Raw genomic sequence first — 26,185 nt, forward strand, 5'->3', positions numbered from 1 at the left:
CAAAAACTTTTTTGAAAATAAGTCGTTTTTTTGTTGTATATGATAAATGTTCTGTAGATTAAGGTTGGATATTGTGAAACAATGAATACTTTTGTAAAAATGTGGTGTTTTATGTCGGACGAAAATGGTCGTAAATTAAAAGGAATTTGGAATCTAATGGTAAATATAGAAATCTTGGAATTTTATTTGAAAAAATGTAAAAATGGAAATTTTTTTGAGGTGGATGAATGAAGCGACATAGTAAGATAGGGCTGCTGTTGCTTTCTCTTTTTCTGATGCATCAGGCTGGTTTTGCTCAGCCTAGCGATGATGAGTTAAGGCGGCAGGAAGAGTTTTTGCAAAAACAGGAACACTCTATTGCGGCAAAAGAGTCAATCGAAGAACAGCGTAAACGGACTCAAGCGCCGATGGAAAGGCTAAGAAAAGAAAGCTCGGGGTTGAAAAAGATTGATTTGCCGCAAGAATCGCCCAGCTTTTATATTAGAACCATTCAATTGAGAGGCGCTTATGCGGATAAATTCCTCTGGGTTCAAAAATATTTGCAGCAGTACCAAAATCAGAAAATTGGTATTCAGGGAATTAACTTGGTGACAAAACAAATTAATGAGGCACTTGTCGATAAAGGCTATGTTACTACCCGGGTCTATGTGAAGGAACAGGATATCTCTACAGGAACCTTATTTGTTGACCTTGCCGCCGGGACGCTTGGCGAAATCCGTTTTTCCGATCCTGCAGTGCCGGGAACCTGGAAAAACGCTTTCTCCGCCCGTCCCGGTGATTTATTGAATATCCGTGATTTGGAACAGGGCTTGGAACAAATGAAAAGAGTACCCTCTCAGGACGTGGCTATTAAGATTGAACCGGCAGCTATTGCCGGACAGAGTAACATTGTTCTGACTGTGACCCGGAAGAAGCCCTGGAAGCTCATTACCTCCCTTGACGACTCCGGCACGGAAAGCACCGGTAAGCTGCAAGGGACGGCATCGCTGGAACTGGATAACCTGTTTGCGGTCAATGATATCATCAATATTTCCGTAAATCAGGATGCTGTCAGGGACGGTGAAATCAAGGGGACAAGAGCCAGCAGCTTTTATTATTCCATACCCTCCGGTAAGGACACGTTAACGTTCAGCGGGAGCCGCTATTCTTATCACCAAACAGTGCGTACGGCAGTAGTCCCTTTTTTGCAGTCAGGAGAAACGGGAAATTTGCAGTTTACGGTGACGCATCTGTTAAGTCGTGACCAGACCAGAAAAACCAATATGGAAGTTGGCCTGATCAAAAAAAGCAGACGAAGTTTTATTGATGATACGGAGGTTACGGTGCAGCGGCAGGATACGACAGCACTGCGTTTGGGGCTCACCCAACGGCAATATGTCGGCAACACGGTGCTGGATGCGGCTGTGCGGTATCAAAAAGGAATTCCCTGTCTCGGGGCGAGAGATGGTGTGACCGATCATGTGCCCGGTCAAGCGTCAACCCGCTATCAAATGCTGTTAGCTGATTTTGCTATGGACAGTCCGCTGCAAATCGGTCATCTGAAAAGCTCGTATAATTTACATATCCGGGGCCAAAGAACAGATGATTTGACGTATGGTTCGGAATTTTTCAGCATTGGCGGACGATATACGGTTAGAGGTTTTGATGGGGAGCAGACCTTGTCGGCAGAGAATGGACTGACTGTGCAAAATGAGATCAGACTGCCGGTGAACAAAAACAATCAGCTCTATTTGGCCATTGATTATGGAAAGATACAGGGACCTTCGGCGGAAGCTGCCTTGGGCAAGGAACTCTGGGGCAGTGCGGTCGGTATCAGAGGCAACCTGAAAAAAATTCAATATGATGCCTTTATCGGCTGGCCTCTGAAAAAGCCCGATGGTTTCCAAACATCCAAGCAGGCCTGCGGCTTTCAGATATTAATGGAGCTATAAAGAGGTGGAAAGATGAAGAAAAAAGTACGACTGACGATAAGGAAGATAACTTCTGTTTTTATATTAATTAGTTTTATGGTCCAGCCGTTGGCTGCTTTTGCCGATACTACGGCGGACCCTTCGGCTGATGCCGCGCATAAGCCGACCGTCAATGAAGTAAAACAGGTGACAGTGGTAGACATTGCCGCCCCGAACGCCAATGGTCTGTCCCACAACTTATACACCGACTTCAATGTAAATGCCAAGGGCCTTGTGCTAAATAATGCCTTACAGTCAACGAATTCTGTGCTTGCCGGCACTATACAGGCTAACGCCAACTTACAGGGGACGGCCGCCGGTATCATATTAAATGAAGTGACCGGTTCCAACCGTACCAATTTAAACGGCAGTCTGGAAGTGGCAGGGGCACAGGCCGCTGTGATTATTGCCAATCCCAATGGTATTACCGGAGATGGCTTCGGTTTTATCAATACCAGCCGGGTCAGCCTGGTAACAGGAACGCCGAATATCGATGATAACGGCAATCTGGCCTCGTTTAATGTAAACCGCGGCGATGTGACCGTCCAGGGACAAGGCTTGAGTGAAGATAGACCGGCTACTAAATTGGATATTTTGACCAGGGCGTCTAAAATCAACGCCGGAGTATGGGCCGATGAAATCCATGTTGTAACCGGTACGAATAAGATAAATTATTCTGATCTGACAACTTCGGAGCTTAGTGCGGCTCCGCTTTCGGATACGCCAAGCGTGGCCCTTGATGTAGGGGCGGTTGGTGGCATGTATGCCGGAAAAATCATGTTGATCGGTACCGAAAAAGGTCTGGGCGTTTCGGTTAACGGTGAGATTTCCGCCGATAAGGAGCTTTCTTTAACCAATGAAGGAAAAATAACAATCAACGGAAATGTTAATTCCAAGGAAGACGTGACAATCAGTTCGAAAGATTCTGTTGCAAATAATGGGCAAATTATATCAAATAAAAATATTGCTATTTCAGCCGATCAGATTACGAGCAGCGGCTTCATCAGTGCCGGCGACGAGGACGATGATGAAGATGAGGACGGAAACAGCGGTGCGGTCAGTATTGTTCCTGCCGACGCAACCTTGTTGGCTGCCGGTAATATTGATGTAAGCGGGGCCATCAATGCCAGCCGGAACATTGTTATGACCGGCAAAAAAGTAGCCTATGATCCTAACCGGATGATTGCTCAGAATACGACAGTACATCAATCCGATCCCGATCCGGTGAATCCGGAGCCGGAAAACCCGGACCCGGGACATACCGACCCTAAGCCGCCGGAGGAACAGCCGGTAAGTGAAGTCATACCTAATACCATTCAACCTAAGCTGCCTGACCTGCCTGACCTGCCGGTAATTAACCCGGCGCAGCCGGGAACGGCGGCCACACAGGCCGTGGCCAAGGAAGAAGGGCTGACACTTACTGCGGATATGGCAGCGCCTAATGTGTATAAACCAATAATCGATAAAACGGCCAGCGGGATTGATCTGGTTCAGATTGCCACGCCATCTGCCAGTGGCGTGTCCCGCAATCTATATACCGACTTTAATGTTAAAGCCTCCGGGCTGATCTTAAACAATGCGACACAATATGCTTATACTCAACTGGGCGGCTATATCGATTATAACAGCCGCCTGGCCGGAACTGGCGCCAGAGTCATTTTAAATGAAGTCACCGGCAATCGGTCCAGCAGCTTGAATGGTTTTATTGAAGTAGCCGGCAACCGGGCCAGCATCGTCGTCGCCAATCCCAACGGTATGGTGATTAACGGTCTTGGCTATATCAATACGGCGAATGCCACACTGTCCACCGGATTGATCAGTACCTGGCAGAATGGCAATGTGGAATTTTATCCGGTTGCCAACGGCAGCATCTGGATTCAGGGTGACGGTCTTAATGCGGCAGCTACGGACCAGCTTACGGTCATTACCAATGCCTTTGCCAATACAGCCTCAGAACTGTGGGCTAATCATTTGAGCTTAAGCGCCAACGGTGATATAACCAATAGCGGCAAAATGATCATGTCAGGCAATACGGCCATAACAGGAAACCGCCTGGCCAATACCGCTCAAGGCGTTATTGATTCTGCCGGTACGCTCGATGTGCAGCTTAAGGAAGACCTGGAAAACAACCGGGCGACGCTGAGCAGTGGAAAAACAGCGACCATCGCAGCTAAATCCCTGAGCAATACGGACAGTTCCGTGCTGCACAGCGGCGGCGATCTTCACCTTACGCTTGACGGTAATCTGTCAAACAAAGGCTCACAGGTTACAACTGGCGGACAAGCTGTTATTGCGGCGGACAGCCTTAGCAATGACGCCGGTGCCGCTATCGCAGCAGGCAAAGAGCTTACGTTGGAAGCAGCCGGCGACGTCCTAAATCAGGCTTCTGCTATGCAAAGCGGCGGCAGCCTTGCTATGCACGCTAAGGGTTTTAGCAATCAGGACAAGGCTGCCCTTTTCAGTGGTGGTGATCTTACCGTTGCTGTAAAAAATGACATCGAAAACCACACATCGACTATTTCGGCGGGTGGTAAGGCGCAGCTTGCAGGCAATTCCCTGCAGAATACCGGCAATGCCTTGCTTTATGCCGGCGGTAATATGGGCATAACCGTGGACCGGGCCATCCAGAATGACAAGTCCACAGTGAAAAGTGATGGGAGCAGTACGCTGCAGGCGAAAACCCTGTCCAACCAAAACGGAGCCTACCTGTCGGCTAAAGGCAATCTGGAAGTCACCGCAACAGATAGTGTTGTTAATCAGGGATCGCTTGTGAACGGCCTGGCCGATGCAAAGGTCACAACCGGAACTTTTAGCAACCAGGATGGGGCGGTACTTCAAGCTAAGAGGAATATTACGCTGCAGAACAACGGCGAATTTACCAATCAGGCGGCTGCTGTTAAAGCCGACGGTGATTTGACCATCAGGGCAGCAGACATTGCCAATCAGGATCACGCTTTACTCCATAGCGGGGGAAAGCTGGCTCTGACGGCAGAAAAAAATGTAACCAATCAAACCTCGGTGCTGGAAAGTGGCGACGCACTAACGGCAGCTATGCAAAATCTTACTGTTAGCGACAAGTCGGTGGTAACCAGTGGCAAAAACCTGCAATGGCAGGCGGCAGCCGATATTGCTAACGCTAACTCGACCGTGAAGAGTGGCGGGACGGTTCAGATAACCGGCCAAAATTTGAGCAATGATACAGTGTATTTCAAGAGTAACGGCAATGTAACTATCAACATGTCGGAGAAACTGAGCAATAAGTATACGACAATTGCCGTGGATGGCAATGCCAGTCTGAAGGCCCGTAATATGGCCAATCAGGCGGGTTCTGCCATCTTTACGGACAAAAACCTTACAGTGGACGCAGCGGAAACCATTGATAATCAAAACTCCGTCCTGGCGGCAGGCGGTTCCGCCCGGCTTAGTGCCGCCGATCTCAACAATACCGACAATGCCATGCTGTACAGCTCGAATGATTTGGAGATTAACGCGCAGAACAACGTACTAAACCAATCTTCCAGTATCCAGAGTCAGAAGGATATCCGTATTAAGGCCCAAAAACTGGTCAACGAGAAAGCTGTTTTTAATACCGGCTGGGATGTAAAGAATCAAAACATAGCCTATGCCATCACACCTTTCGCCGGGAACTATAGTGCGACCAGAAATTTTGTTAGAGAAATTAAAACAGGCACGATTCAACAGGAAACAGCCACAGCCCAAATTGCCGCTGATCATGATATTACGATTGATGCCGCCGTAGTCAATCACTACAGCACCATCGCCGCCGGCAATGACTTGACCATAACAGGGCCGAGCGTGGAAAACTATGGGTATCAGGGGACGATTATCACTACGGACAAAGGGAATGACAATCATTTCTGGAAATATATGCATCATGGGAAATGGCATTTGCATTGTCATTGGGTTTACGGAACTACGGTCATCCCATACTCCAATCAGACGGTGGTGGATACCGATACGGCCAGGTTAGGTATATTGAGCGGGGTAAATAAGGTAACCATTATTGCCGATGCTGCTAGCATCGACAATAAAACCTTTGATGCGGGGAAAAATGTGATCGAAAGGGAAGCTAAAAAAGCTGCCGAGCCAAACGTGCTGAGTCAATTGACCAATAAAGAAAAAGGAAAAGCAACCACGCAGGTTAAACCCCAGGTTGCCGAAACAGGCACGGAGCCCAGCATCGGGAGTCTGGCGATCAATACACAAATTTTCTCTATTCATACGGAACCCTCGGCAAAATACCTGATCGAGACAAATGAAAAATTTGCCAACTATCATAACTTCCTGTCCAGTGACTATCTGCTGGAACGGATTAAAACCAATCCGGAAAAAGTCATGAAGCGTTTAGGCGACGGCTACTATGAGCAGCAACTGGTCACTGAGCAAATCACGGAGATGACCGGCAGAAAACTGCTGACTAATTACGGTTCGGAACTGGAGCAATATAAGACGCTTATGGAAAACGCCGCTACCTTTGCCGCACAGTACAACCTGTCGGTGGGCGTGGCGCTGACCAAAGAACAAATGGCCCTGCTTACCAGCGATATGGTATGGCTGGTGGAGGAAGAAATCAACGGGGAAAAGGTTCTCGTACCCGAAGTCTATCTGGCAGGACTTAAAGAAGGGGATCTCACCCCTGGCGGAGCCATTATCACCGGTAACGATGTGGAACTGATTGCCAAGGATGATCTGAAAAATGTGGGAACCATCAAAGCGGATAAAAATCTGACTGTCAATGCGAAAAACATCACCAATGAAAATGGCACGATAACGGCAGACGATATGAGCCTGACCGCTAAACAAGCCATTACCAATAGTAGCGGAACCATCAGCGGCGGTGATGTTTCCCTGCAGGCCGATACCATCGTCAATCAGACCAATACCCAGACCGATACCTATCGGGAACTGGAACAAACAAAGCTTCTCGATACGGCAAGCATAACGGCCGCAAATAATCTGACCTTGCGGGCAGAGGATTCTATTACCAACCGGGGCGCCCAGCTTGGCGCCGGTAAAGAGCTGATTTTGACCGCCAAAAAGGATATTGATATCGAAAGCGTGTCACGGGAAAAACACGTGGCTGTCAGCTATGCCAAGTCCAGCGCAGAGGAAAACGATGTGACTCATATAGGCAGCAGCCTGGGCGGGACCAACGTGACGATCTCCGGGCAGAATATCAACATCAAAGGCTCCGGTGTCGCGGCAAGCGATACCATCCAACTGACTGCCACCCATGACGTCAACATTACGGCAGAAAAAGACCTGGCCCAGACCGACGCTTCGGTCGGCCAGCGGGGCGGCTACTACTTCAACCGTCAGCAAAATACCGATGAAACAGTAGCTGGCAGCAGTATCGCCGCCGGTAAGGGAATTAACGTGGACGGTCAAAATATTGCGGTCAAGGGTTCCGGTATCAGCAGCGAAACAGGCAAAATCAACCTCACTGCCGATCAGAACGTGACCATCACCAACGAAACTGAACGCCACGAAAGCCTGCATGAGGAACACCGGGAAAAAACAGGCTTCCTATCCTCCACCAAAACCGACATCTATGATTACCAAAGTCAGGATAAGGTCAAAGGCAGCAGCCTGTCCGGCCATGAACTGGCGGTAACCGCCAATCAGAATGTGACCGTACAAGGCTCCAGCGCCGTGGCGGACCAGGATGTCACACTGAAGGCGACTACAGGAAACATTAATATCGAAGCAGCAGCAGAAACCAGCCGGAGCGATTATGAAAAATCGGTCAAAAAATCAGGCTTATTCGCCGGTGGCGGTATAGGATTTACCATCGGCAAGCAAAGCCAGAAAAGCACCAACGAACTGGACAGTGTCAGCCAGGCGGGCAGTGTGGTCGGCTCGACCGGCGGCAACGTAACGCTGGAGGCCGGTAAAGACGTAGCCGTCACGGCTTCGGATATCATCAGCGGCCAGGATACGACGATAACCGGCCAGAATGTAACCATTCAGGCGGCGGACAACACCGACAAAGAACATGACACCTATCAATTTAAGCAAAGCGGCCTGAGTGTATCCCTGGGCGGCCGGGCCATAGACAATATCCAGGCAGTCTACCAGCCGGCTAAACGGGCCACGGAAGTGGAAGACGGTCGCCTGAAAGCGCTCTACGACTACAAAGCCGTCAAAGCAGTAGATAACCTTAGCAAAGGGAAAAACGCCGACGGCAGTGATCCCAAGGGCGGCGGACTGTCGGTCAGCGTCAGTCTGGGAACAACGAAGCAGCAAAGCGAAACCAATGCCGAAGCAGTGACTGCCGCGCCGAGCCAGGTAACGGCCGGCGGCGATGTCAACATCACTGCTACGGGAGTGAAGGACAAAGACGGTCAAGTCATTGACGGCGGCGACCTGAATATCATCGGCTCCACTGTGGATGGCAAAAATATTCACCTGAAAGCCGCTAATGATGTAAACCTGATGGCCGCGGATAATACGACCCGGAGTGAAACTACCAGCAGCGGCAAATCGGCCAGCATCGGAGTCAGCTTAAGTCAAGGCCAGGCGCCCGGCTTCTCCCTGGGAGGAAATAAGAGCAAGGGCAACGAAAATGGCAATACGTTAAGCCATACCAACACGCAGATTACTGCCACCGATACGGTGACCATCGAATCGGGCGAGGATACCAACCTCAAGGGAGCGAAGGTCAAAGGAAAAACCGTCAAAGTTAATGCCTCCGGCGACCTGAATCTGGAAAGTCTGCAGGATGAGGATAATTACAAAGAAACCAACAAATCAGCAGGAGTCACCATCAACTTCGGTGTCGGCGGCGTAAGCGGCACCGGCTCAGCCAGCAAAGGCAAAATCAATTCCGAGTACCAAAGCGTCACCGAACAAACCGGCATCTACGCCGGCGAAGGCGGTTTCGATATCCACGTAGGCAAAAACACCGACCTGAAGGGTGCGGTCATTAGTAGCGAGGCTACACCGGATAAGAATAAGCTCTCGACCGATACGCTGACCTACTCGGACATTGAAAACCATGCCGATTACAGCGCCAGCAGCGTTGGGGTGAATTATGATAGCAAGGGTAATGCAGAAAATAATGTTGCAAAAGGTTTTTCACCCATTATGGGTTTGCCAGTATCGGGTGATTCCAGCAGTACAACTAAATCTGCCATTTCATCAGGAAATATTGAAATAAGAAGTAATCCAAATCAAGATATTTCTAATCTTAGTCGTGACCCACAAGGAGCTTTAAATGCACTAGGGAAAATATTTGATAAAAAGACAATTCAAGAACGTCAAGAATTATCACAGCTATTTGCAAAAGAGGCATTTGAAGAGATTCATAAAATTTCTCAGAGAGTAATTGATGCGCAAATAGAAAAAATTGCAAATGCTAAAAGCCCGGAGGAGGTAGATGCCGCTAAGGCTGTTATAAAGCAATGGAGTTCAGGTGGAGAGTATAAAACATTATTGCATACGGCAGTCGGTGGTTTGACAGCTTATTTGGGTGGAGGTAATGTGGCTTCAGGAGCAATTGGTGCTGGAGTTAATCAAGCGAGTCGTGATCTACTGAAGGATTTGCCTCCTGCATTGCAAGAATGGGGTAGTGCTATTATAGGTGCAGCAGCAGCCAAGATTGCGGGAGGTAATACTGAAGATACACAGACGGGTGCATCAACTGCAGTATCGGGAACGCGATATAACGAGAATGCACTAGTTACCTCTGGGCTTGTATTTGATCGTGAAAAAATGTTAAGTGCTTCTCAGAATCTTTATGATTCCTATAAATCCGCAGAAGAAAATATACACACTTTATTAGATGTTTTAGGTTTTGTTCCAGTTATAGGAGAAGGGGCTGACGGAGCTAATTCTATATTATATTTTGTCGATGGTGATTATGTTAATAGTGCTCTCTCTGCTGGTTCTGCAATACCTGTTATAGGTAATGCTATAGCTGGTATAAAAGTAGTTAATAAGGGAATGGGTAATCTAAGAGTGCTTAAAGATGTAACAATAAAAGGATATAGGGTTTCGATGGATTTAGAACGAGGTGGTTCAGGATTAACTAATATACATGTAAAAATAGATAATGTAAAATATTATTTTAATAAAGATGCTGGAGCCTTTTTGAATGAAGCGGGGGATAGATTGCCAAATTCTTTAAGAGGCAATTCCCTTATCACGAAAGCTTTAGAAAAAGCGTTAGATATTGAGAGTAAAGGATGGTAAACAAATAAAAGATGAAAAAGCCAATAATATTAAAATATAGCGAGGATGATATACTCGAAATAGTAACAGAATATATGGCAGAGAAGCATAAATTTGGAGAATATCGTTCTAAGTCGATGATTTTGGGTACTCCGGGAAAAGATCTGAGATTGGTGGCTATCATTACTGAATTAGAGGATGACAGTATTAAAAATACCAATCTAGAAGAGATTGATTCAGTTATTGAATACAATGGAGAACATTCTAAAATCAAACCCATGAGTAAAGAGGATTTATTGAAATTAAGGACTCAGTTAAAGAATTTAAAAGAGGTATAAGTTTTAATTTGTTCATCAATAAGGTCAGCGGAGGTAAAAATCCGCTGACCTCTCTTTTTTCTCTTAGGTGTCGTCTGATGAAAAAACAACAATTGGATAATATTACCTATTAATAATCCCTAAAATCAACTCTCGTCAATCAGAATGACTTAGACTCATTACTCCCATGAAAGACAGGGGGACGGCAGACTGTGTGAAAAGTCGGGCATTAATCACCATACCGATAGCAAATATGGTAAAATATAACTATGAAGAATAAGCTGAGAAGGTGGATTATGGGCTACATCAAAGGCGCAGATCGGAATCAAAATACCTTGTTTCCTGAAAGCTTCGAAGACTACATCAGTGATAATAATCCAGTTCGTATCATTGATGAATATGTCGAACAGCTAGATATGAAACAACTCCGGTTTCAACGAGCCGATTGTCCGGATAGTGGCCGTCCACCCTATGCCCCAAAAGATTTGCTCAAGCTTTATCTTTACGGGTACCTAAACAGAATTCGTTCTTCACGCAGACTAGAGCATGAAACTATCCGTACCATTGAAGTCATTTGGCTATTAAAGAAACTAAAACCCGACTTTAAAACGATTGCGGATTTTCGAAAAGACAATAAAAAAGCATGAAAGGCCGCTTTTAGAGAATTTGTTCGTCTATGCGACGAATGGGAACTGTTTGGAAAAGAACTCATAGCAATTGACGGTACAAAAATCCGTGCATGTAACAGCAAACGCAATAACTTTAGCTCTAAAAAATTAGAGCGGCATATCCAATATATTGACGAAAAGATTGATACCTACCTACAAGAACTGGAACAGCAGGATATGGCGGAAGAGGCCGATCGGAAGCCAACTGCTGAAGAAGTAAACCAGCGAATTAAGGAACTTCGAAACCGCAAACAAAAGTATGAAGCCTATCAGAACGAATTAAAGAAAACAGGACAGAATGAGATTTCTACAACCGATGCGGATGCCCGGCTGATGTGTAACAACAATAACAATGTGGATGTCAGTTACAATGTGCAAACAACGGTAGATGCCAAACATAAGCTGGTTGCCGACTTCAAAATCACGACTAAGCCCAATGACTTAGGAGAATTGGATAACATGGCGCTTCGCGCCAAAAAAATCTTTCAGGCTAAAGGACTTGAAGTGCTGGCTGATAAAGGATATTACAAAGCAGAAGATTTAAAGAAATGTGTCGAGAATCAGATTACCCCCTATGTCACCAAGCAAATGTATTCGAATGGAACGGGAGATCGGGATTTTTACACCGACCGATTTACTTATGTTAAAGACCGGAATTTATATCTTTGCCCAGCAGACAAAGAACTTTTCTTTTGGAGAAACCGTTATACGAGAAAAAAGGTCTTGTAGGTTATGATTACAGAAATTACGAGGCTTGCCAGTCATGCCAGTATAAAGAACGCTGCACTAAAAGCCAAAAAGGCCGAAGTATATTTCGTCATGTAGATCAAGATTTTTTAGATACAATTGATCTACAGACCGAATTAAACAGGGATAAATACAAGCTTAGGCAAATAATTATTGAACATGTTTTCGGAACCGTCAAGAGAGGTTGGGAGGCGTACTACTTTCTGACAAAGCGCAAGCTTTCAGTCAGCGGGGAGATTGCTTTGTCCTTTTTAGCCTACAACTTTAGACGAGCTATAACAATATTGGGTCCGGGAGAAATTTTAAGAAGACTAAGGGAAAAAAGAGATCCTGCTATGGCATAAACCAAGGCTGGTTTTCTCTTTTATTAATTCAACGCAAAATGAAGTTGGATAACCCTTGCTTAGCTAATATTAAAGATGAATTTTCACACAGTCTGCCGTCCCTCTGTCTTTTACACTATAAGTCAAAAATACAGCTATAAAATAGTAAAAAAAGACTTGTTTCAAAGAATTTCTTTGAAAACAAGTCTTTTTTGGTTATGGCTGAAAAGGAGGCGGTAGAATAGTGTTTTACTTGAAATAGCCTCCAGCGCTAGAGATACATCGACCTTTTCCTATACTCTGTTGGTGAACAACGTATGTAGCGCCGGAAGATTTCTGCGTAGTAACTGGAGTTGGAGAAACCAACCGCTTCGGAAATTTCCGTGATATTTTGTACATTACCCAATAATAACGGAATACTTTTCTGAATGCGATAGCGGAGTAGATATTCAAAACAAGTCTGACGCATCATCCTTTTGAAGAAGCGGCAAACTTCGCTCTTACTGATATTACAGGCTGAAGCAATATCCTCTAGAGTAAGATTTTCTCGGTAATTGCTGTGGATATAGTTTAGTGCTTCTTTTAAACGGGGAAGGTTTTTGGAACTGGACGGGCTTTTTCCCTGCATTAATTGAATTTCTTGATACAAAACAGCCCAAAGCACACACAATTTGCTCTTGATTTGTAGTTCATAGCAAGTGGGTTGTTCCTGATGAAGGCTGCTAATATCCCACAAAAGGTCGATAATCTGTTTTTGTATATCGTTTTCCGGATTTAAATACAGAGAAGAAAACTGCGGGGATTGGACTATGGGATCCACATATATATTTTTTATGGCACTAGTTTCATGACCAAAAATCAGGACCGGATCAAATATCACTGCGAAATAAGAGCAGTCCTGTCCTTTATAGGCTCTTGCCGTATGAAGGCTGTTGGAGTTGGCAAATATACCGCAACCCTTTTTTGCGGTATATACGGTATCGTTTACTTGGTATTCCATCATCCCGTCCAAGATGACAGAGAACTCAAATTCCGGATGCCAGTGACAGTCCAAAAAGCCATGCTCAAACATGGACAGGGAATCGTAGCTTGTTTCTAAAGGGAAACCGTAATTGCCATGGGGTGTTTCCTCGAAAAGATTCTCTCCTATTTTTAGCTTCTTTTTCATAACAACCTCCAGTGGGCAATATTGTTATTAATATAGAGAATATTCTTATGGATAGCAAGCTTTAATGCTATTATACTTATGCTAATACAAATTGAAAACATTTTTCTGAAGGGGATTGTTATGAGCGAAGAATTGCACGAACGTAATAAAAACCGGATTAAAAAATTCTTACTTAATTTTCTATCTTGTACCAAAAAAGACGTCGCTGATGGATTAGAGATGGATCTTTCCTTGGTTAGTAAGATTATCGACGAAATGCAGAAGAACGGCGAAGTGGTTCAGGCCGGGCAAGACATATCTCGTGGAGGCTGGTTAATAAATCGATATCGTCTAAATGAAGATTCTTCCTATGCAATGATTATTTGTCTGACAATGAAAACTGTAAAAATTCAGGTGATCAACCTCTTTAAGAAAGTAAAAGAAGAACAAACCTTTGAGGTGACAGGAGAGAAGCATATTGATTGTCTAAATAAAGTCATTCTTGATGTAAAGTTGAGATATCCGACGCTGCGAAATATTACCATGAGTGTGCCGGGAAATGTACAGGACGGGAAGATCATGTATGTCTCCCAACCCAATTATCTTATAGGGACAGATATAGCGCAGATTCTGTCGCAAAAATGTGAGTTACCGGTTTTTACTTTTAATGATGCTAATGTTATGGCACTAGGATACTATACGAAACACATTGAAATTTCTTTGAAAAACAATAGCATGGCCTATCTTTGCTGTACTGAAAACGGTCCTGGAGCAGGAGTCATTGTTGATTCGAAAATTGTAAACGGATTTTCCGGGTTTGCAGGTGAGGTATCTGCAATTTGGCCCAGGCAGGAGAATGAAGCCTTACAAATACAAAATTATATTTCAGCGATTATTTCAGTTGTTAATCCCCGATATCTTGTTTTAAGTCCTCAGACAAATAAAAAAATAGATGAAGACGCCATTAAAGAATTTGTCTGTGAGAATTTTCCCGAGCATAGCATACCGGAACTACGCTTTTCTTCCGAAACTGAGATAAACTTAACAGATGGATTGGCTGCGTTGGCTATTGCTAATCTATTCCCCAATCGATTTTTATTAAATTGGTAGATAGTACCTATATCATAAAATCATGCGCAGAAGTGAATTAATCGCGGGGATAAGGGGGCAGGTTTGTTGTCACAATTATGAAGAAAGTAAAACTACGGGGGCAACGGACGTAAAAATCCGCTGACTTTACGTACTTGATTATAGGCTGGCCTGCTTTTTTTGCCAGTTCGGGCGTCAATTGCACATAGATCCACAAATCGGCTACTCTTCAGTTCAGATAAAAGTATTTCTAAAAATCCTTAAAAAGGCGATATGGTTTCCGAGAATCTTTGGAAACCATATCGCCTTTTGATCAAATTAGTAAATGATTTTGTAAGTTAAAGATAGATATTGAGGAAATATGAGATATTTTGTAAAAATACAAAATATTATGTCGAACGAATGGTTGATTTAAGTAAGAGGAAAAAGTAAGTAAGTGTAAAATATATGATTCTTGGAATTTTATTTGAAAAAATGTAAAAATTGGTTTGGAGGCGAACGAGCTTATGCATTGATGTAAATCAAAACAAAATAAGGGAATTAAATAGAGAGGTGATTTGAGTGGTTTCAAGACCACCAAGGCTTTTTGAGAGAACGATTCTGGCAATTGCCTTAATTGTTAGTTTTTATGCCTTTGTATTAATCGTTTCAGGTGGATTATTTTATATTTCCTATTTAATTTTTTCATGGGCGCGCAATGGTTTATTACTAGCTAAAGTTGGTTTGCCATGTATTGCGATAGGTGGGACTATATTGTGGAGTGCCATTCCACGGTTTGATCGTTTTTTACCACCAGGGTTGCGTTTAACTCAGGAGAAGCATCCCAGGGTGTTTGAACAAATTGCATCGGTAGCGCAAGCGATTAAGCAACGACCTCCCAAAGAAGTGTATCTTATCCCTAATGTGAATGCTTGGGTAGGTGAGAGAGGCGGGATTATGGGAATCGGTAGTCGTCGTATCATGGGAATCGGCCTGCCGTTGCTTCAGACACTTTCGGTTTCTGAATTCAGGGCTGTTTTGGCTCATGAATTTGGTCATTACTATGGCGGCGATACTAAGCTTACTCCGTGGATATATAAAACAAGGACCTCCATTGCTAGAACCATTCAATCCTTGGGGGAAGGGATTCTTCATATTGTTTTTCAAGTGTATGGAAAATTGTTTCTTCGTATTACCCATGCGATATCACGCTATCAGGAATACGTAGCGGATGAGGTGGCGGCTCGAGTGGAGAGCGCCCACGCATTAGCATCTGGATTGCAAAAAATTCATGCGGCAAGTTTAGCTTACAATCCTTTTTGGCAGAATGAATTTCTTCCAGCTTTAAACGCAGGGTACCTTCCGCCTTATGCTGAGGGATTTAAATGCTTTATGAGCAATGATAATATTCATAGCGCCATGATGACTAGTGTGGAAAAGGAGTTGGCGGCAACTTCACCTTCACCTTATGATACTCACCCTCCATTGCGGGAACGACTACAAGCGCTGGGCAGCAATCTGATTTTAGAAGAGGAAATTCCAGCAATCACATTATTGGATGAAATACCTCTTGTTGAAAAAGAGCTTTTTGTGGCGTTGAATGAAGAAGCCGGAAAGAAGCTGCAAGTAGTTCACTGGGCTAGTATAGGTGAATCAGTCTATTTACCAATGTGGAAGGGTATGGAAAAAAGATATAAATCAATTTTTGAGGGAATTGCTTTAGCGGATATTCCCGATATTGCTGGAGCACCAAGAGAATTTATAAGGAAAATAGAGTTGGTCGAAAATCGGCAATTGCCCGTTGATAGCGGCTATTTATATGCAAAACAAATAATAGCAGCAGCAATTAGTGTAAAATTGGCTCATAAGGGGTGGCGCATTAGCGCAATGCCAGGGGAAGCAGTCAAACTAACCAATCAAGACAATGAATTTGAACCATTTAAAGCAATAAATGATTTATTTGAAAAAAAGCTAACAATTTTAGCTTGGCAACAAATATGTCAGCAAGTGGGAATATATGAAATGACACTATAAATTATAAATATAAGGAGATGTAATATGAAAAAAAATATCTTGATTTTAATATGTATAATTTTATTAAGTACTATTTCAACAGTGTTTGCTACAGATGGGAGTTCTAATAAGAAAATAATCAATTTGACAAAATATATAACTACACACCCTAATGATGATAAAGCTTATTATGAGCGAGGTCTTGCCTATTTTTTTGACCACCAAAATGATTTAGCCATTGCTGATTATAATAAGGCGATTGAAATTAATTCTAATAATCCAAACTATTATTATTATCGGGGAACAGCCTATGAAATGAGTAGACAGGATGATTTAGCCATTGCCGATTATACAAAGGTGACAGAAATGAATCCTAAATATTACAATGCTTTTTATGGTCAAGGTAGAGTATACGAGAATTTACAATTATATACAGAAGCCATTAATGCATATAAAAAATATGTTGCCTTAGTGCCATCTACTGAAGAGCCTATGATTGTTCAATATGCCAAAGAACGTATTGATGAACTATGCAAAAGTAATAAGCAGCAAGAAAAGAATAAATAGAATAGTTAGAGGTTACAGACGAATTAATTTGTCCGTTAACCTCTATTTTTTATAAGAAAACCCTACTTTAGCCTGGTGGCAAATGTGCCAGCAAGAGGGGATCTATGAAATGATATTGGGGAATCAGTGAGTTAATGTTCATATTAGGCGGTAAAAGATCGCAGCGTATGAGTCAGCAGTCAGTAGAGAATGATTTTGAAAGTAGATAATAGTGTATAGATGGATGGTTAAAACTATAATAAAGTCGCTTTTCGGCTAATTCCGAGGGACGTTTTTCATTGTAGATCGAGCTGTAAATTAGTGTTTATAAGACTTGGGGACGGTACTTCTGAATCTAAAAATATGATATGTAAAGGAATTTCAAGTTCTGAATATGCGTAAATGACGATATTTAAATCAGGAAAACCGTCCTGGGAGTTATAGATGACATGCTAGTCCAGTGTTAAGGTGATTAAATACCGGGACAAGCTTTTGCTTGGTAATATGTGTAATGCCGGTCAACGGGCAGGATATGCGTCCGGAGTTGGCGAAATACATAAAACATTGTTTCGTTACAGAATCAATCCTTATATTGCATTACTACATGGAGGAATTAATGAGAACGAGAAATTTTACAACTCTTTTGTTTCTGATTGTTTTGACGCTGCAGTTGTCTGTAGCTCAGGCTGCTACTATTCTATATGTCCCGCAGGATGATCGTCCGGTAAGTCTGGATAATGTGGTGGATACGGCGGAAGCAGCCAAGTTGACGGTTTTGACGCCGCCGGCTGAATTGATTGCCAGCCGGGATAAAAAGGGAGAGCCTGATAAGCTATGGGAATGGGTTGACGAGCATGCCGGCCAGGCGGATGCTCTTGTTTTATCAGGCGATTCGTTAATTTACGGCGGTCTGGTCGATTCGCGCACCCATGATTTTGGTGAAGCTGTGCTCACGGCGCGTTTGGCCCGGTTTAACGAGCTGCGTAAAGCACATCCCTTCGTTAAGGTATACGTATATTCGACGGTTCTCCGTACGCCGCAGGGTACGGCCGGCGGAGTGGAACCGGCCTATTATGAGCAGTACGGCTGGAACATCTTCCAGCTTACCGCTCTGCGCGACAAAGAAGAGCTGGCAGGCCTGAATAAAAAAGAACAGGAACTCTTAAAAAACAATCTGGCTATTATTCCGCCGGAAGCGCTAAATGACTGGATGCAGCGCCGGCAGAAAAATTTTTCCATCAACTCCGGTCTGATCGAGCTGGACCGGCAGGGCGCACTGGATTACTTTTTATTAGGACGGGACGATACCGCTCCTTATTCACAAAGCCATAAGGAAGGCCGGGAGCTTAGCGCTCTGGCGGCTGATATACCGCAATCGAAGTTTCAGTCCTTTCCGGGTGCCGACCAACTGGGTATGGTGATGCTGGCCAGAGCCTATAACGATATGATGCTTCGTATTCCGATTGTAAAAGTGCAGTATGCTCCCGGCGCGGGCAAAGACAGTGTGCCGAGCTATGAAGATCAAAAGGTAGGTCAATCGCTTACCGCCCATATCGTGGCCGCCGGCGGTATTGTGCTGAGTAATCCTTTAAAGCCGGATTTTATCGTCGATGTAAATTCGCCGCCTACAGGCAAAACACCTGAGGCCGGATCAGTTAAAAACACAACCAAACTGACACCGGAATTACGGCGCTTTATCGATGATATTCAGGCTCAGGTTGAAGCGGGCCAAAAGGTTTCTGTCGCCGATATTTCCTTTGCCAACGGCTCCGACAATGCCTTTATGTCCGAATTGTCCCGCCGCAACCTGCTGGACAAGCTGAATTCCTATTCCGGCTGGAATACGGCCGGCAATACGATGGGTTATACCATTGGCCAGGGCATGCTGGCCGGTGCGGCTGAAGATAAAGACCGCAAACGCCTGCTGGCTACCCGTTATTTGGATGACTGGGCATACCAAGCCAATATCCGGCAGGAACTGGAGGAAAAGATCGTATATCCTAATAAGGGCAGCTTGGTTTATCTCAATGATTTAAAACCGCTGCTAACAGAAAAAGCACTGGAACAGGAACGTCAATTTGCCCGGCAACACTTGTGGCTGTCGCCAGAACGGGTTACTGTGGAGTTTCCTTGGAACCGGATGTTTGAGCTTAAAGTGATGATTGCTCCCGAATAAAAACGATGATTTCCATTAGTTTAAACGCCTGACGGCCTCATGTCCGTCAGGCGTTTGAACTGTTTATGGGGATAAGAGGGCAGGTTTAAGCTTCTCTCTTGGCAGAGGTTACAAGAATAGAGGGACGGTACGGAGAATAGGATTTAATGATGTATTAAATTGCAGGAGGATCGAATAAACGCTCCGGAAGTTTTGCAGCTTATATGGAACAGCTTGGCGATGGAGTACAGTAATTACTGTGGAGGATAGTGGTAAATCGTTATTATCAGTTGGCAAATATGATAAGGCGATTGCTGACTAAAGGATAATAAAAACGGCTTTCGGCTAATGGCGACCGCCATTTTTATTGAAGGGTCAAACTTGTAAATAGAATGAATGCCTAAATGTATTGCCCGTTAAAGTAAGCAATTTGGCCGATAAATGAATGATGCACATGGAACGCTCCTGTAGAATATTATGAGTTGTGCCAATAAGAATGAGAAGAATCTCAAAGATTTTCATATTGGTACATACTTTCAATTCAGAAAGGGCGCGTAACTATGATGGAGTGGTTCCTGATAGTAGGCTTTGCGATCTCTTCCAGTATAGACAACTTGGGGGTAGGGATGTCTTATGGGATTCGCGATATCCGCATTAACTGGCTTTCTAACCTGGTGATTGCCATAATCTGCTTTCTCTTTAGTGAGGGAGGTATCTTATTTGGGAATTGGTTGTCTGCTGTGATCCCCGGCGTTCTTCCGGATTTGATTGCCGCCTTCATTTTGTTTGCTGTGGGGATTCGGATTATTTTACTAGCCCTGCCGCGTACAAAACAGGGTAAAGAGGTATCAGGAAATGCAAAACTTATGAAACCACAGCAGGGGAAGTTTGCGGCCATATTAGAAAATCCTGAAATGGCAGATATGGATCATTCACAGGAAATTGGCTTTGGTGAAGCTATTCTGCTGGGAATAGTATTATCGGCTAATGCACTGACCAACGGGCTGAGTGCCGGGCTTATCGGACTATCGCCCTTAGCCATTTCACTGGTATCTGCCGTCGGCAGTTTTATCGCGGTTTGGGCCGGTGTTTATTTGGGACACAAAGTCGTGGATTTTCGAATCGGTTCGTTCACTTTGGGGCAGTTTGGGACTATTCTAAGTGGAATCATTTTGCTGCTTATCGCGGCGCATGCGCTCTGGTAGAAGCTGAAAGGTTTGTGTTTCCGGGTCCATTTGTCCGCCAACTTTTTAAAGTTAGCTGGGGAACTAATGGTTTATTCACACTGCGCAGCCAGACGAATCTTTTTGCTGGGGTACGTCAGCAAAACCTTGAAATAGCCGTATTTACATTAGATAAATATAGAGCGCTGCCAAATGCTGAAATCACGGGTGTAGATTATTCCGAGGATATGCTGCTGCAAGCCCGGGAAAGATTCTCTGCTAGTAAACTTGGCAATGTTACTTGTATTCAGGGAGATGTTGGTGATCTGAATTTCGGCGATGGAACCTTTGATATGTCCTTTCCATGAACGGATTTTATGCTTTCCCTGATAAATAAGGTTATTGACCACGTACTCGCAAGTAGAAATAGACAATGAAAAATCAATGGTTTATTTTAAGTGTGTTAAATAGTCATAAGCATTGTTTAGTTCGTCATTAGGGGGATATAGTTTGATTAGATTAACATACTTTCAACAAAATCTGAGGGACGGTACTTTAATTTGATTTGATGGTGTATTAAAACAAAGCACAGGAGAATCGACTCAACCATCCCTGAAAGTTAAAATGATTGGGCATTAATCCAAATGCCTGCCGGCTTTATGCCTGGCAGGCATTTAACAGTCTCGGACGTTCCCTGTCGGAGGCCTGGCGGAGAGGCCATATCTGATAAAAAATGCCAAGGGAGTAAATACTTGAAAGAGACGTCTTATTGTAAGAGGACAAAATGGACAATACCGCATTGATATTAGCAAGAATACAGTTTGGTCTTACGCTGACATGCCATTTCTGGTTTGTGGGGCTTACCCTTGGGTTATCCATCTTAATAGCCTTAATGGAAAGCTGTTATGTGCGCGTGGGAGACCAAATATACAAGTGGATGGCTAAATTTTGGGGCAAGTTGTTTTTGGTCAGCTATGCTGGTGGTATCGTAACCGGTCTTGTCAACGAGTTTCAGTTTGGCATGAACTGGTCAGAATACTCCAGGTTTGCCGGCAGTGCATTTGGGCCGCCTTTGGTATTTGAAGCCTTAACTGCGTTCTTCGTGGAATCAATTTCGGTTGGAGTATGGGCGTACGGCTGGGACAAGGTTTCCCGGCGTGTCCACCTTAGCTTTATCTGGCTTGTGGCGTTAGCTGCCAACTATTCGGCGTTCTGGATCCTAGCGGCCAATTCCTTCATGCAGCATCCTGTGGGCTATGCATTGAACAATGGACGCCTGGAGCTAAACGATCTGGCAGCGTTTATAACCAACCCGTATCTCTTCCATCAATATTCCCACACCGTTCTATCCGGGCTGGTGTTGTCCGGATATTTTGTTATGGCTGTGAGCGCATACTACCTGCTTCGCAAGGAGCAGGTCAATTTATTCATTCGGTCTTACAAAATAGGTCTGGTATGCGCCATGATAGCTACCGTTTCGGTGATTGGTACCGGCCATTTTTACAATCAATATCTTGCGGATACCCAGCCCATGAAAATGGCGGCCTCTGAGGCATTGTGGGAAACGGCCGAACCGGCGCCGTTCGTTTTTTTCGCAAAAATTGATGAAGAGAACCGGCGAAATACTTATCAATTAGCGCTGCCGGCGGGGCTCTCCGCCTTGGCTTACAATAGTTTGAACACTTCCGTGACCGGGATGAATGATCTGCAAGCCGAATTCGTAGAAAGGTACGGTTCAGAGGACTATATTCCGGCGGTGACGATTTTGTTCTGGAGTTTCCGGGGTATGGTTGGAATCGGCTTTTGGCTGGTTTTCCTTGCCGTTCTCAATTTATGGTATTGGTGGAAGAGGCAGCTTGCCGGCAGTCCGGCATTGTTGAAAGCTACCATGTGGAGCCTGCCTTTGCCGTACCTGGCTATCACCATGGGGTGGACAATGACCGAGATGGGCAGGCAGCCGTGGCTTGTTTACGGGTTGCAGTTGACGAAGAAGGGCGTCTCCCCAGTTGTATCTTGGGCAAATGTAGGGACCTCTCTAATGATATACGCGGCGGTATACGCCGGCATCATTTTGTCAGTCCTTTATATTGCCTGTACCATTATCCGGAAAGGCTCTGCCAATACACAGGAGGGGGGCAGATGACTCAATGGATTTAAACACGGTATGTTTTATCATGTTCAGTTTTCTGCTTCTCGGTTATCTGTTATTGGAGGGCTTTGATTACGGTGTTGGCATGCTGCTTCCTTTTCTTGGCGAGTCAGATAGAGAAAAGCAAGCCATAATCCAAACCATAGCTCCGGTTTGGGAAGGAAACGAAGTCTGGCTAATTGCCGCCGGAGCAGTTCTGTTTGCCGGCTTTCCTCACGTCTATGCCACTTTATTCTCCGGGCTCTATCTTTCGCTGGTTCTTATGCTCGTGACGTTGATTCTGCGTGGTGTAGCATTTGAATTTCGCAATCAGGACAACAATCCAAAGTGGCGGAGGTTTTGGGATTGGGCCATATTTTCCGGCAGTATAATACCTGCTTTACTCTGGGGAATCGTATTCGCCAACCTTGTTGCCGGATTACCCATAGACGGTGAAAAGCAGTATGCAGGTACTTTGGGCGATTTGCTAAGTGTATATTCACTGACCGGCGGCCTGTTTTTTGCTCTCCTGTTCTTACTTCATGGAACTGTTTTTCTCACATTGCGGTTGGATCGCCGCTTTATACCGCAGGTCGGAAGGATCGGCCTCACTACCAGTAAGTATGCATTGCTCTTGTCCGTGGGATTTATCATCCTGTCATTCCTGTATACTGACCTGGCAGCAAGGCTTGTGCCTGCACCGGCCCTGGCTGTACTATTTCTAGCGTTGCTTCTTTGCTACCGGCGTTTACAGAAGCAGCAATATGCACTTAGTTTTATGTTTAGTGCCGCTGCTATTATTTCTGCTGTTTCTGCCATCTTTACCGGGCTGTTTCCCAGGTTGATCGTGTCCAGTTTGGACCCTGATTGGAGTCTCACGGTTTATAACTCGGCTTCTAACCCTTTAACCTTACAACTTATGGCTGGCACAATGGCAATCACGTTACCTGTTGTGCTGGCACTCGAGGTTTGGAAATATCACATCTTCCGGGAAAGGGTATCTGTCAACACTTCTGATATTGAGTCGCTATTATGGGAACAATTGTATTGTCAATTGCAGAAAATAAGAACTCATTTAGGCAATCTCCTTACTGTTATCAGTAAAGGAAAGAAAGTATTAGACAGCAATGTGTTAAGGCTCGACAAAGCTCCGGCAACAGCGATGGCAAAGGAGCTACAGGAATTTCGCGAGTTAATACGATACGGCCATCAAGTGGCAAACCTAATCGCCAGAATGATAAGTATGTTGAGGAAGTAATATTTCTTTTCTCTGTTGCTTGTTGTTCTTATAATAGCCGTTCCTGAACGTTAATCCTTTGCTCTCCTACCGGTTGATTAGGATACGGGAACAATAAATACGGAATGTATCACAAGGTTAAGCCGAGACTGCCGGTTCAGCTTGACAGAGAATAAAAAAGGCAATAAAATAAAGTTAAATCCGAGTAATTCGGTATGAATAGTGTGGATTATTGTGAATTGTGTTACAAATTAATTATAGTAAGGAACTGCTGACTAACTGGCTGTTCCTGATATTCAAGATTATGAGGTGAAAAGATGGCAGAAAAACTTTTATCTATTCATGGACTGCGAGCGGCTGTTGACGGTAAGGAAATTTTAAAGGGGCTGGATCTGGAGATTAATAAGGGTGAGGTCCATGTGATTATGGGGCCTAACGGTTCCGGTAAGACTACGCTGGTTAACCTGATTATGGGGCAGCCGCGCTATGAAAAGACGGCTGGCTCTATTTTGTTTGAAGGCGAAGATATTAGCGAGTTGAAAATTCATGAGCGGGCCCGCAAGGGGATTTTTCTTTCTTTCCAAAACCCGGAGGAGATTCCCGGCATTACCGTGGAAAACCTGATCCGAACCGCCCAGAGTGCTGTAACCGGGGAAACGGTCCGAGTCATGGCCTTTAAGAAAAAACTACATAAGACGATGGAAGCGTTGCAGATGAATGATAGCTATGCGACGCGCCATGTAAATGTGGGATTTTCCGGCGGCGAAAAGAAGCGCAATGAGATTTTGCAAATGATGATGCTCAATCCCAAACTAGCCTTGCTGGACGAAACCGATTCCGGTCTGGATGTCGATGCCGTGCGCATTGTTTCCGCCGGCGTGCGTCAGTTTAAAAATGAGCATAATGCTGTTCTGATCATTACCCATAACACCAAAATTCTGGAACAATTGCAGGTTGACCGGGTGCATGTACTCTTAAACGGTCAGATTATCCGGACCGGCGATGCCAGTTTGGTGGAACAGATCAATGAACAGGGCTATGCGCCGTTGGTCGAAGCGCGATGTAGGAACGGGGAAACGGAAAAAGACTACGCGTAATGCGGGGAGCGGGGTGAAACGAAACTATGGATAAGAAAAAGACCGCCGTCGCAGACATTGAGCGAGGGCTATACGATATAAAAAATGAGGACCGGGCTCGTTACAAAGCGGCTAAGGGTCTGACGGCTGAAATCGTCCTGGATATTTCCCGCGAGAAGCGGGACCCGGAATGGATGCGTGATTTCCGTCTGCAGGCGCTGGAGATTTACTCGAAGACGCCGTTGCCGTCCTGGGGGCCTTCCTTACAGGAACTGGACATGGATAACATTGTGACTTATGTTCGCCCCGATACGGAAATGAAGGGGAATTGGCGGGAGGTTCCCGATGATATTAAAAATACCTTTGAACGGTTGGGTATCCCTCAGGCTGAGCAAGAATCACTGGCCGGTGTCGGCGCCCAGTACGATTCCGAGGTGGTATACCATAACGTTAAGCAGGAACTGGTGAAGCAGGGTGTCGTGTATACCGATATGGAAAGCGCCCTGCGGGAACACGAGGATTTGGTGAAAAAGCACTTCATGAAGCTGGTCACGCCCCGGGACCATAAGTTTGTCGCCCTCCACGGCGCCGTATGGTCAGGCGGTTCCTTTGTTTACGTGCCGCCGGGAGTTGAAGTTGACATTCCCCTCCAGTCCTATTTCCGTCTGAATGCCCCGGGAGCGGGGCAGTTCGAGCATACCCTGATTATTGTGGATAAGGGGGCCAAGCTGCATTTTATTGAAGGCTGTTCGGCACCCAAATATAATGTGACCAACCTGCATGCCGGCTGTGTGGAGCTCTATGTCGGTGAAGGCGCCAGCCTGCGCTATTCGACCATCGAAAACTGGTCGCGCAATATGCTGAATTTAAATACCAAGCGGGCTGTTGTTGAGAAAAACGGTTTAATCGAATGGGTGTCAGGCTCTTTCGGCTCCAAGATTTCCATGCTCTATCCCCGCAGCATTTTGAAAGGGGAAGGGGCCAGGGCGGAATTCAATGGAGTTACCTTTGCCGCCGAAGGCCAGCATCTGGATACCGGAGCGGCCGTAATTCACGCCGCCCCCTATACTTCCTCCAACATCAGTTCCCGTTCCATCGCCAAGGGTGGCGGTGTTGCCACTTACCGAGGTGCTATCAAGGTGGCTCCCCAGGCCCACCACGTCAAGTCGTCGGTCAACTGTGAGTCGCTGATGCTGGACGATTTGTCCCGGTCGGATACGCTGCCGGTCATTGATGTCCAGCAGGATGAGGTGGATATCGGCCATGAAGCGAAGATCGGCCGGATCAGCGAGGAGGCCGTTTTTTATCTTATGAGCCGCGGCATCAGCGAGGAAGAAGCCAAGGCCATGATTGTACGGGGCTTTGTGGAACCGGTCGCCAAGGAACTGCCTTTGGAATATGCCGTGGAAATGAACAATTTGATCAATATGGAACTGGAAGGGGCCATTGGCTAAG

Annotated in this window: 17 protein-coding genes; 16 read left to right on the plus strand and 1 reads right to left on the minus strand. The window is 45.1% G+C overall.

All coding sequences use genetic code 11. From position 1 onward, the window contains the following. Positions 1–227: 227 nt before the first annotated feature. The 6 genes from F3H20_RS05705 to F3H20_RS20420 all read left to right on the plus strand — a co-directional run bounded on the left by F3H20_RS05705 (position 228) and on the right by F3H20_RS20420 (position 12,218). Complete coding sequence (locus F3H20_RS05705; protein WP_149733991.1) at positions 228–1,931, plus strand: ShlB/FhaC/HecB family hemolysin secretion/activation protein; 1,704 nt, start codon at positions 228–230, stop codon at positions 1,929–1,931. Between the two features lie 12 nt (positions 1,932–1,943). Then, positions 1,944–10,163 carry a two-partner secretion domain-containing protein gene (locus F3H20_RS05710; protein ID WP_149733992.1) on the plus strand — a complete coding sequence of 2,740 codons (8,220 nt, stop codon included), beginning with the start codon at positions 1,944–1,946 and terminating at the stop codon, positions 10,161–10,163. An 11-nt stretch (positions 10,164–10,174) separates the two neighbouring features. Further along, positions 10,175–10,480: a hypothetical protein gene (locus F3H20_RS05715; protein WP_149733993.1), complete on the plus strand. Its 306-nt coding sequence runs from the start codon at positions 10,175–10,177 to the stop codon at positions 10,478–10,480. Between the two features lie 275 nt (positions 10,481–10,755). Further along, on the plus strand, positions 10,756–11,106 hold the full coding sequence (locus tag F3H20_RS05720; protein ID WP_188128210.1) for a transposase: 351 nt from the start codon (positions 10,756–10,758) through the stop codon (positions 11,104–11,106). 198 nt (positions 11,107–11,304) lie between these two features. Beyond that, complete coding sequence (locus F3H20_RS05725; protein WP_394349562.1) at positions 11,305–11,856, plus strand: hypothetical protein; 552 nt, start codon at positions 11,305–11,307, stop codon at positions 11,854–11,856. Next, a complete protein-coding gene (locus F3H20_RS20420; RefSeq protein ID WP_188128211.1) occupies positions 11,820–12,218 on the plus strand; it encodes a transposase in 399 nt (132 codons plus the stop codon). The genes F3H20_RS05725 and F3H20_RS20420 overlap by 37 nt, the downstream gene beginning before the upstream one ends. 250 nt (positions 12,219–12,468) lie before the next feature. On the opposite strand, the gene F3H20_RS05735 is transcribed toward F3H20_RS20420, so the two are convergent. Then, a complete protein-coding gene (locus F3H20_RS05735; RefSeq protein WP_149733996.1) occupies positions 12,469–13,365 on the minus strand; it encodes an AraC family transcriptional regulator in 897 nt (298 codons plus the stop codon). Between the two features lie 120 nt (positions 13,366–13,485). Between F3H20_RS05735 and F3H20_RS05740 the strand changes: the two genes are divergently transcribed. The 10 genes from F3H20_RS05740 to sufB all read left to right on the plus strand — a co-directional run bounded on the left by F3H20_RS05740 (position 13,486) and on the right by sufB (position 26,184). Then, entirely contained in the window at positions 13,486–14,454 is a 969-nt protein-coding gene (locus tag F3H20_RS05740) for an ROK family protein (RefSeq protein WP_188128212.1), read from the plus strand. A gap of 540 nt (positions 14,455–14,994) precedes the next feature. Then, on the plus strand, positions 14,995–16,446 hold the full coding sequence (locus tag F3H20_RS05745) for a M48 family metallopeptidase (protein WP_149733998.1): 1,452 nt from the start codon (positions 14,995–14,997) through the stop codon (positions 16,444–16,446). Positions 16,447–16,470: 24 nt separating this feature from the next. Beyond that, entirely contained in the window at positions 16,471–16,992 is a 522-nt protein-coding gene (locus tag F3H20_RS05750) for a tetratricopeptide repeat protein (RefSeq protein WP_149733999.1), read from the plus strand. A 595-nt stretch (positions 16,993–17,587) separates the two neighbouring features. After that, entirely contained in the window at positions 17,588–19,147 is a 1,560-nt protein-coding gene (locus F3H20_RS05755) for a DUF4127 family protein (RefSeq protein ID WP_188128213.1), read from the plus strand. Positions 19,148–19,686: 539 nt separating this feature from the next. Next, a complete protein-coding gene (gene ytaF, locus F3H20_RS05760; protein ID WP_223191640.1) occupies positions 19,687–20,331 on the plus strand; it encodes a sporulation membrane protein YtaF in 645 nt (214 codons plus the stop codon). Positions 20,332–20,345: 14 nt separating this feature from the next. Beyond that, positions 20,346–20,657 carry a class I SAM-dependent methyltransferase gene (locus F3H20_RS05765; RefSeq protein ID WP_223191641.1) on the plus strand — a complete coding sequence of 104 codons (312 nt, stop codon included), beginning with the start codon at positions 20,346–20,348 and terminating at the stop codon, positions 20,655–20,657. A 416-nt stretch (positions 20,658–21,073) separates the two neighbouring features. After that, a complete protein-coding gene (locus F3H20_RS05770; RefSeq protein ID WP_149734001.1) occupies positions 21,074–22,432 on the plus strand; it encodes a cytochrome ubiquinol oxidase subunit I in 1,359 nt (452 codons plus the stop codon). Positions 22,433–22,436: 4 nt separating this feature from the next. Further along, positions 22,437–23,675, plus strand: coding sequence for a cytochrome d ubiquinol oxidase subunit II (gene cydB / locus F3H20_RS05775; protein ID WP_149734002.1), 1,239 nt, complete (start codon positions 22,437–22,439; stop codon positions 23,673–23,675). Positions 23,676–23,971: 296 nt separating this feature from the next. Then, a complete protein-coding gene (gene sufC, locus F3H20_RS05780; RefSeq protein ID WP_149734003.1) occupies positions 23,972–24,751 on the plus strand; it encodes a Fe-S cluster assembly ATPase SufC in 780 nt (259 codons plus the stop codon). A gap of 26 nt (positions 24,752–24,777) precedes the next feature. Then, complete coding sequence (gene sufB, locus F3H20_RS05785) at positions 24,778–26,184, plus strand: Fe-S cluster assembly protein SufB (protein WP_149734004.1); 1,407 nt, start codon at positions 24,778–24,780, stop codon at positions 26,182–26,184. The last annotated feature ends 1 nt before the right edge of the window (position 26,185 follow it).

The organism is Propionispora hippei DSM 15287 (assembly GCF_900141835.1).
Lineage (GTDB): Bacteria > Bacillota > Negativicutes > Propionisporales > Propionisporaceae > Propionispora > Propionispora hippei.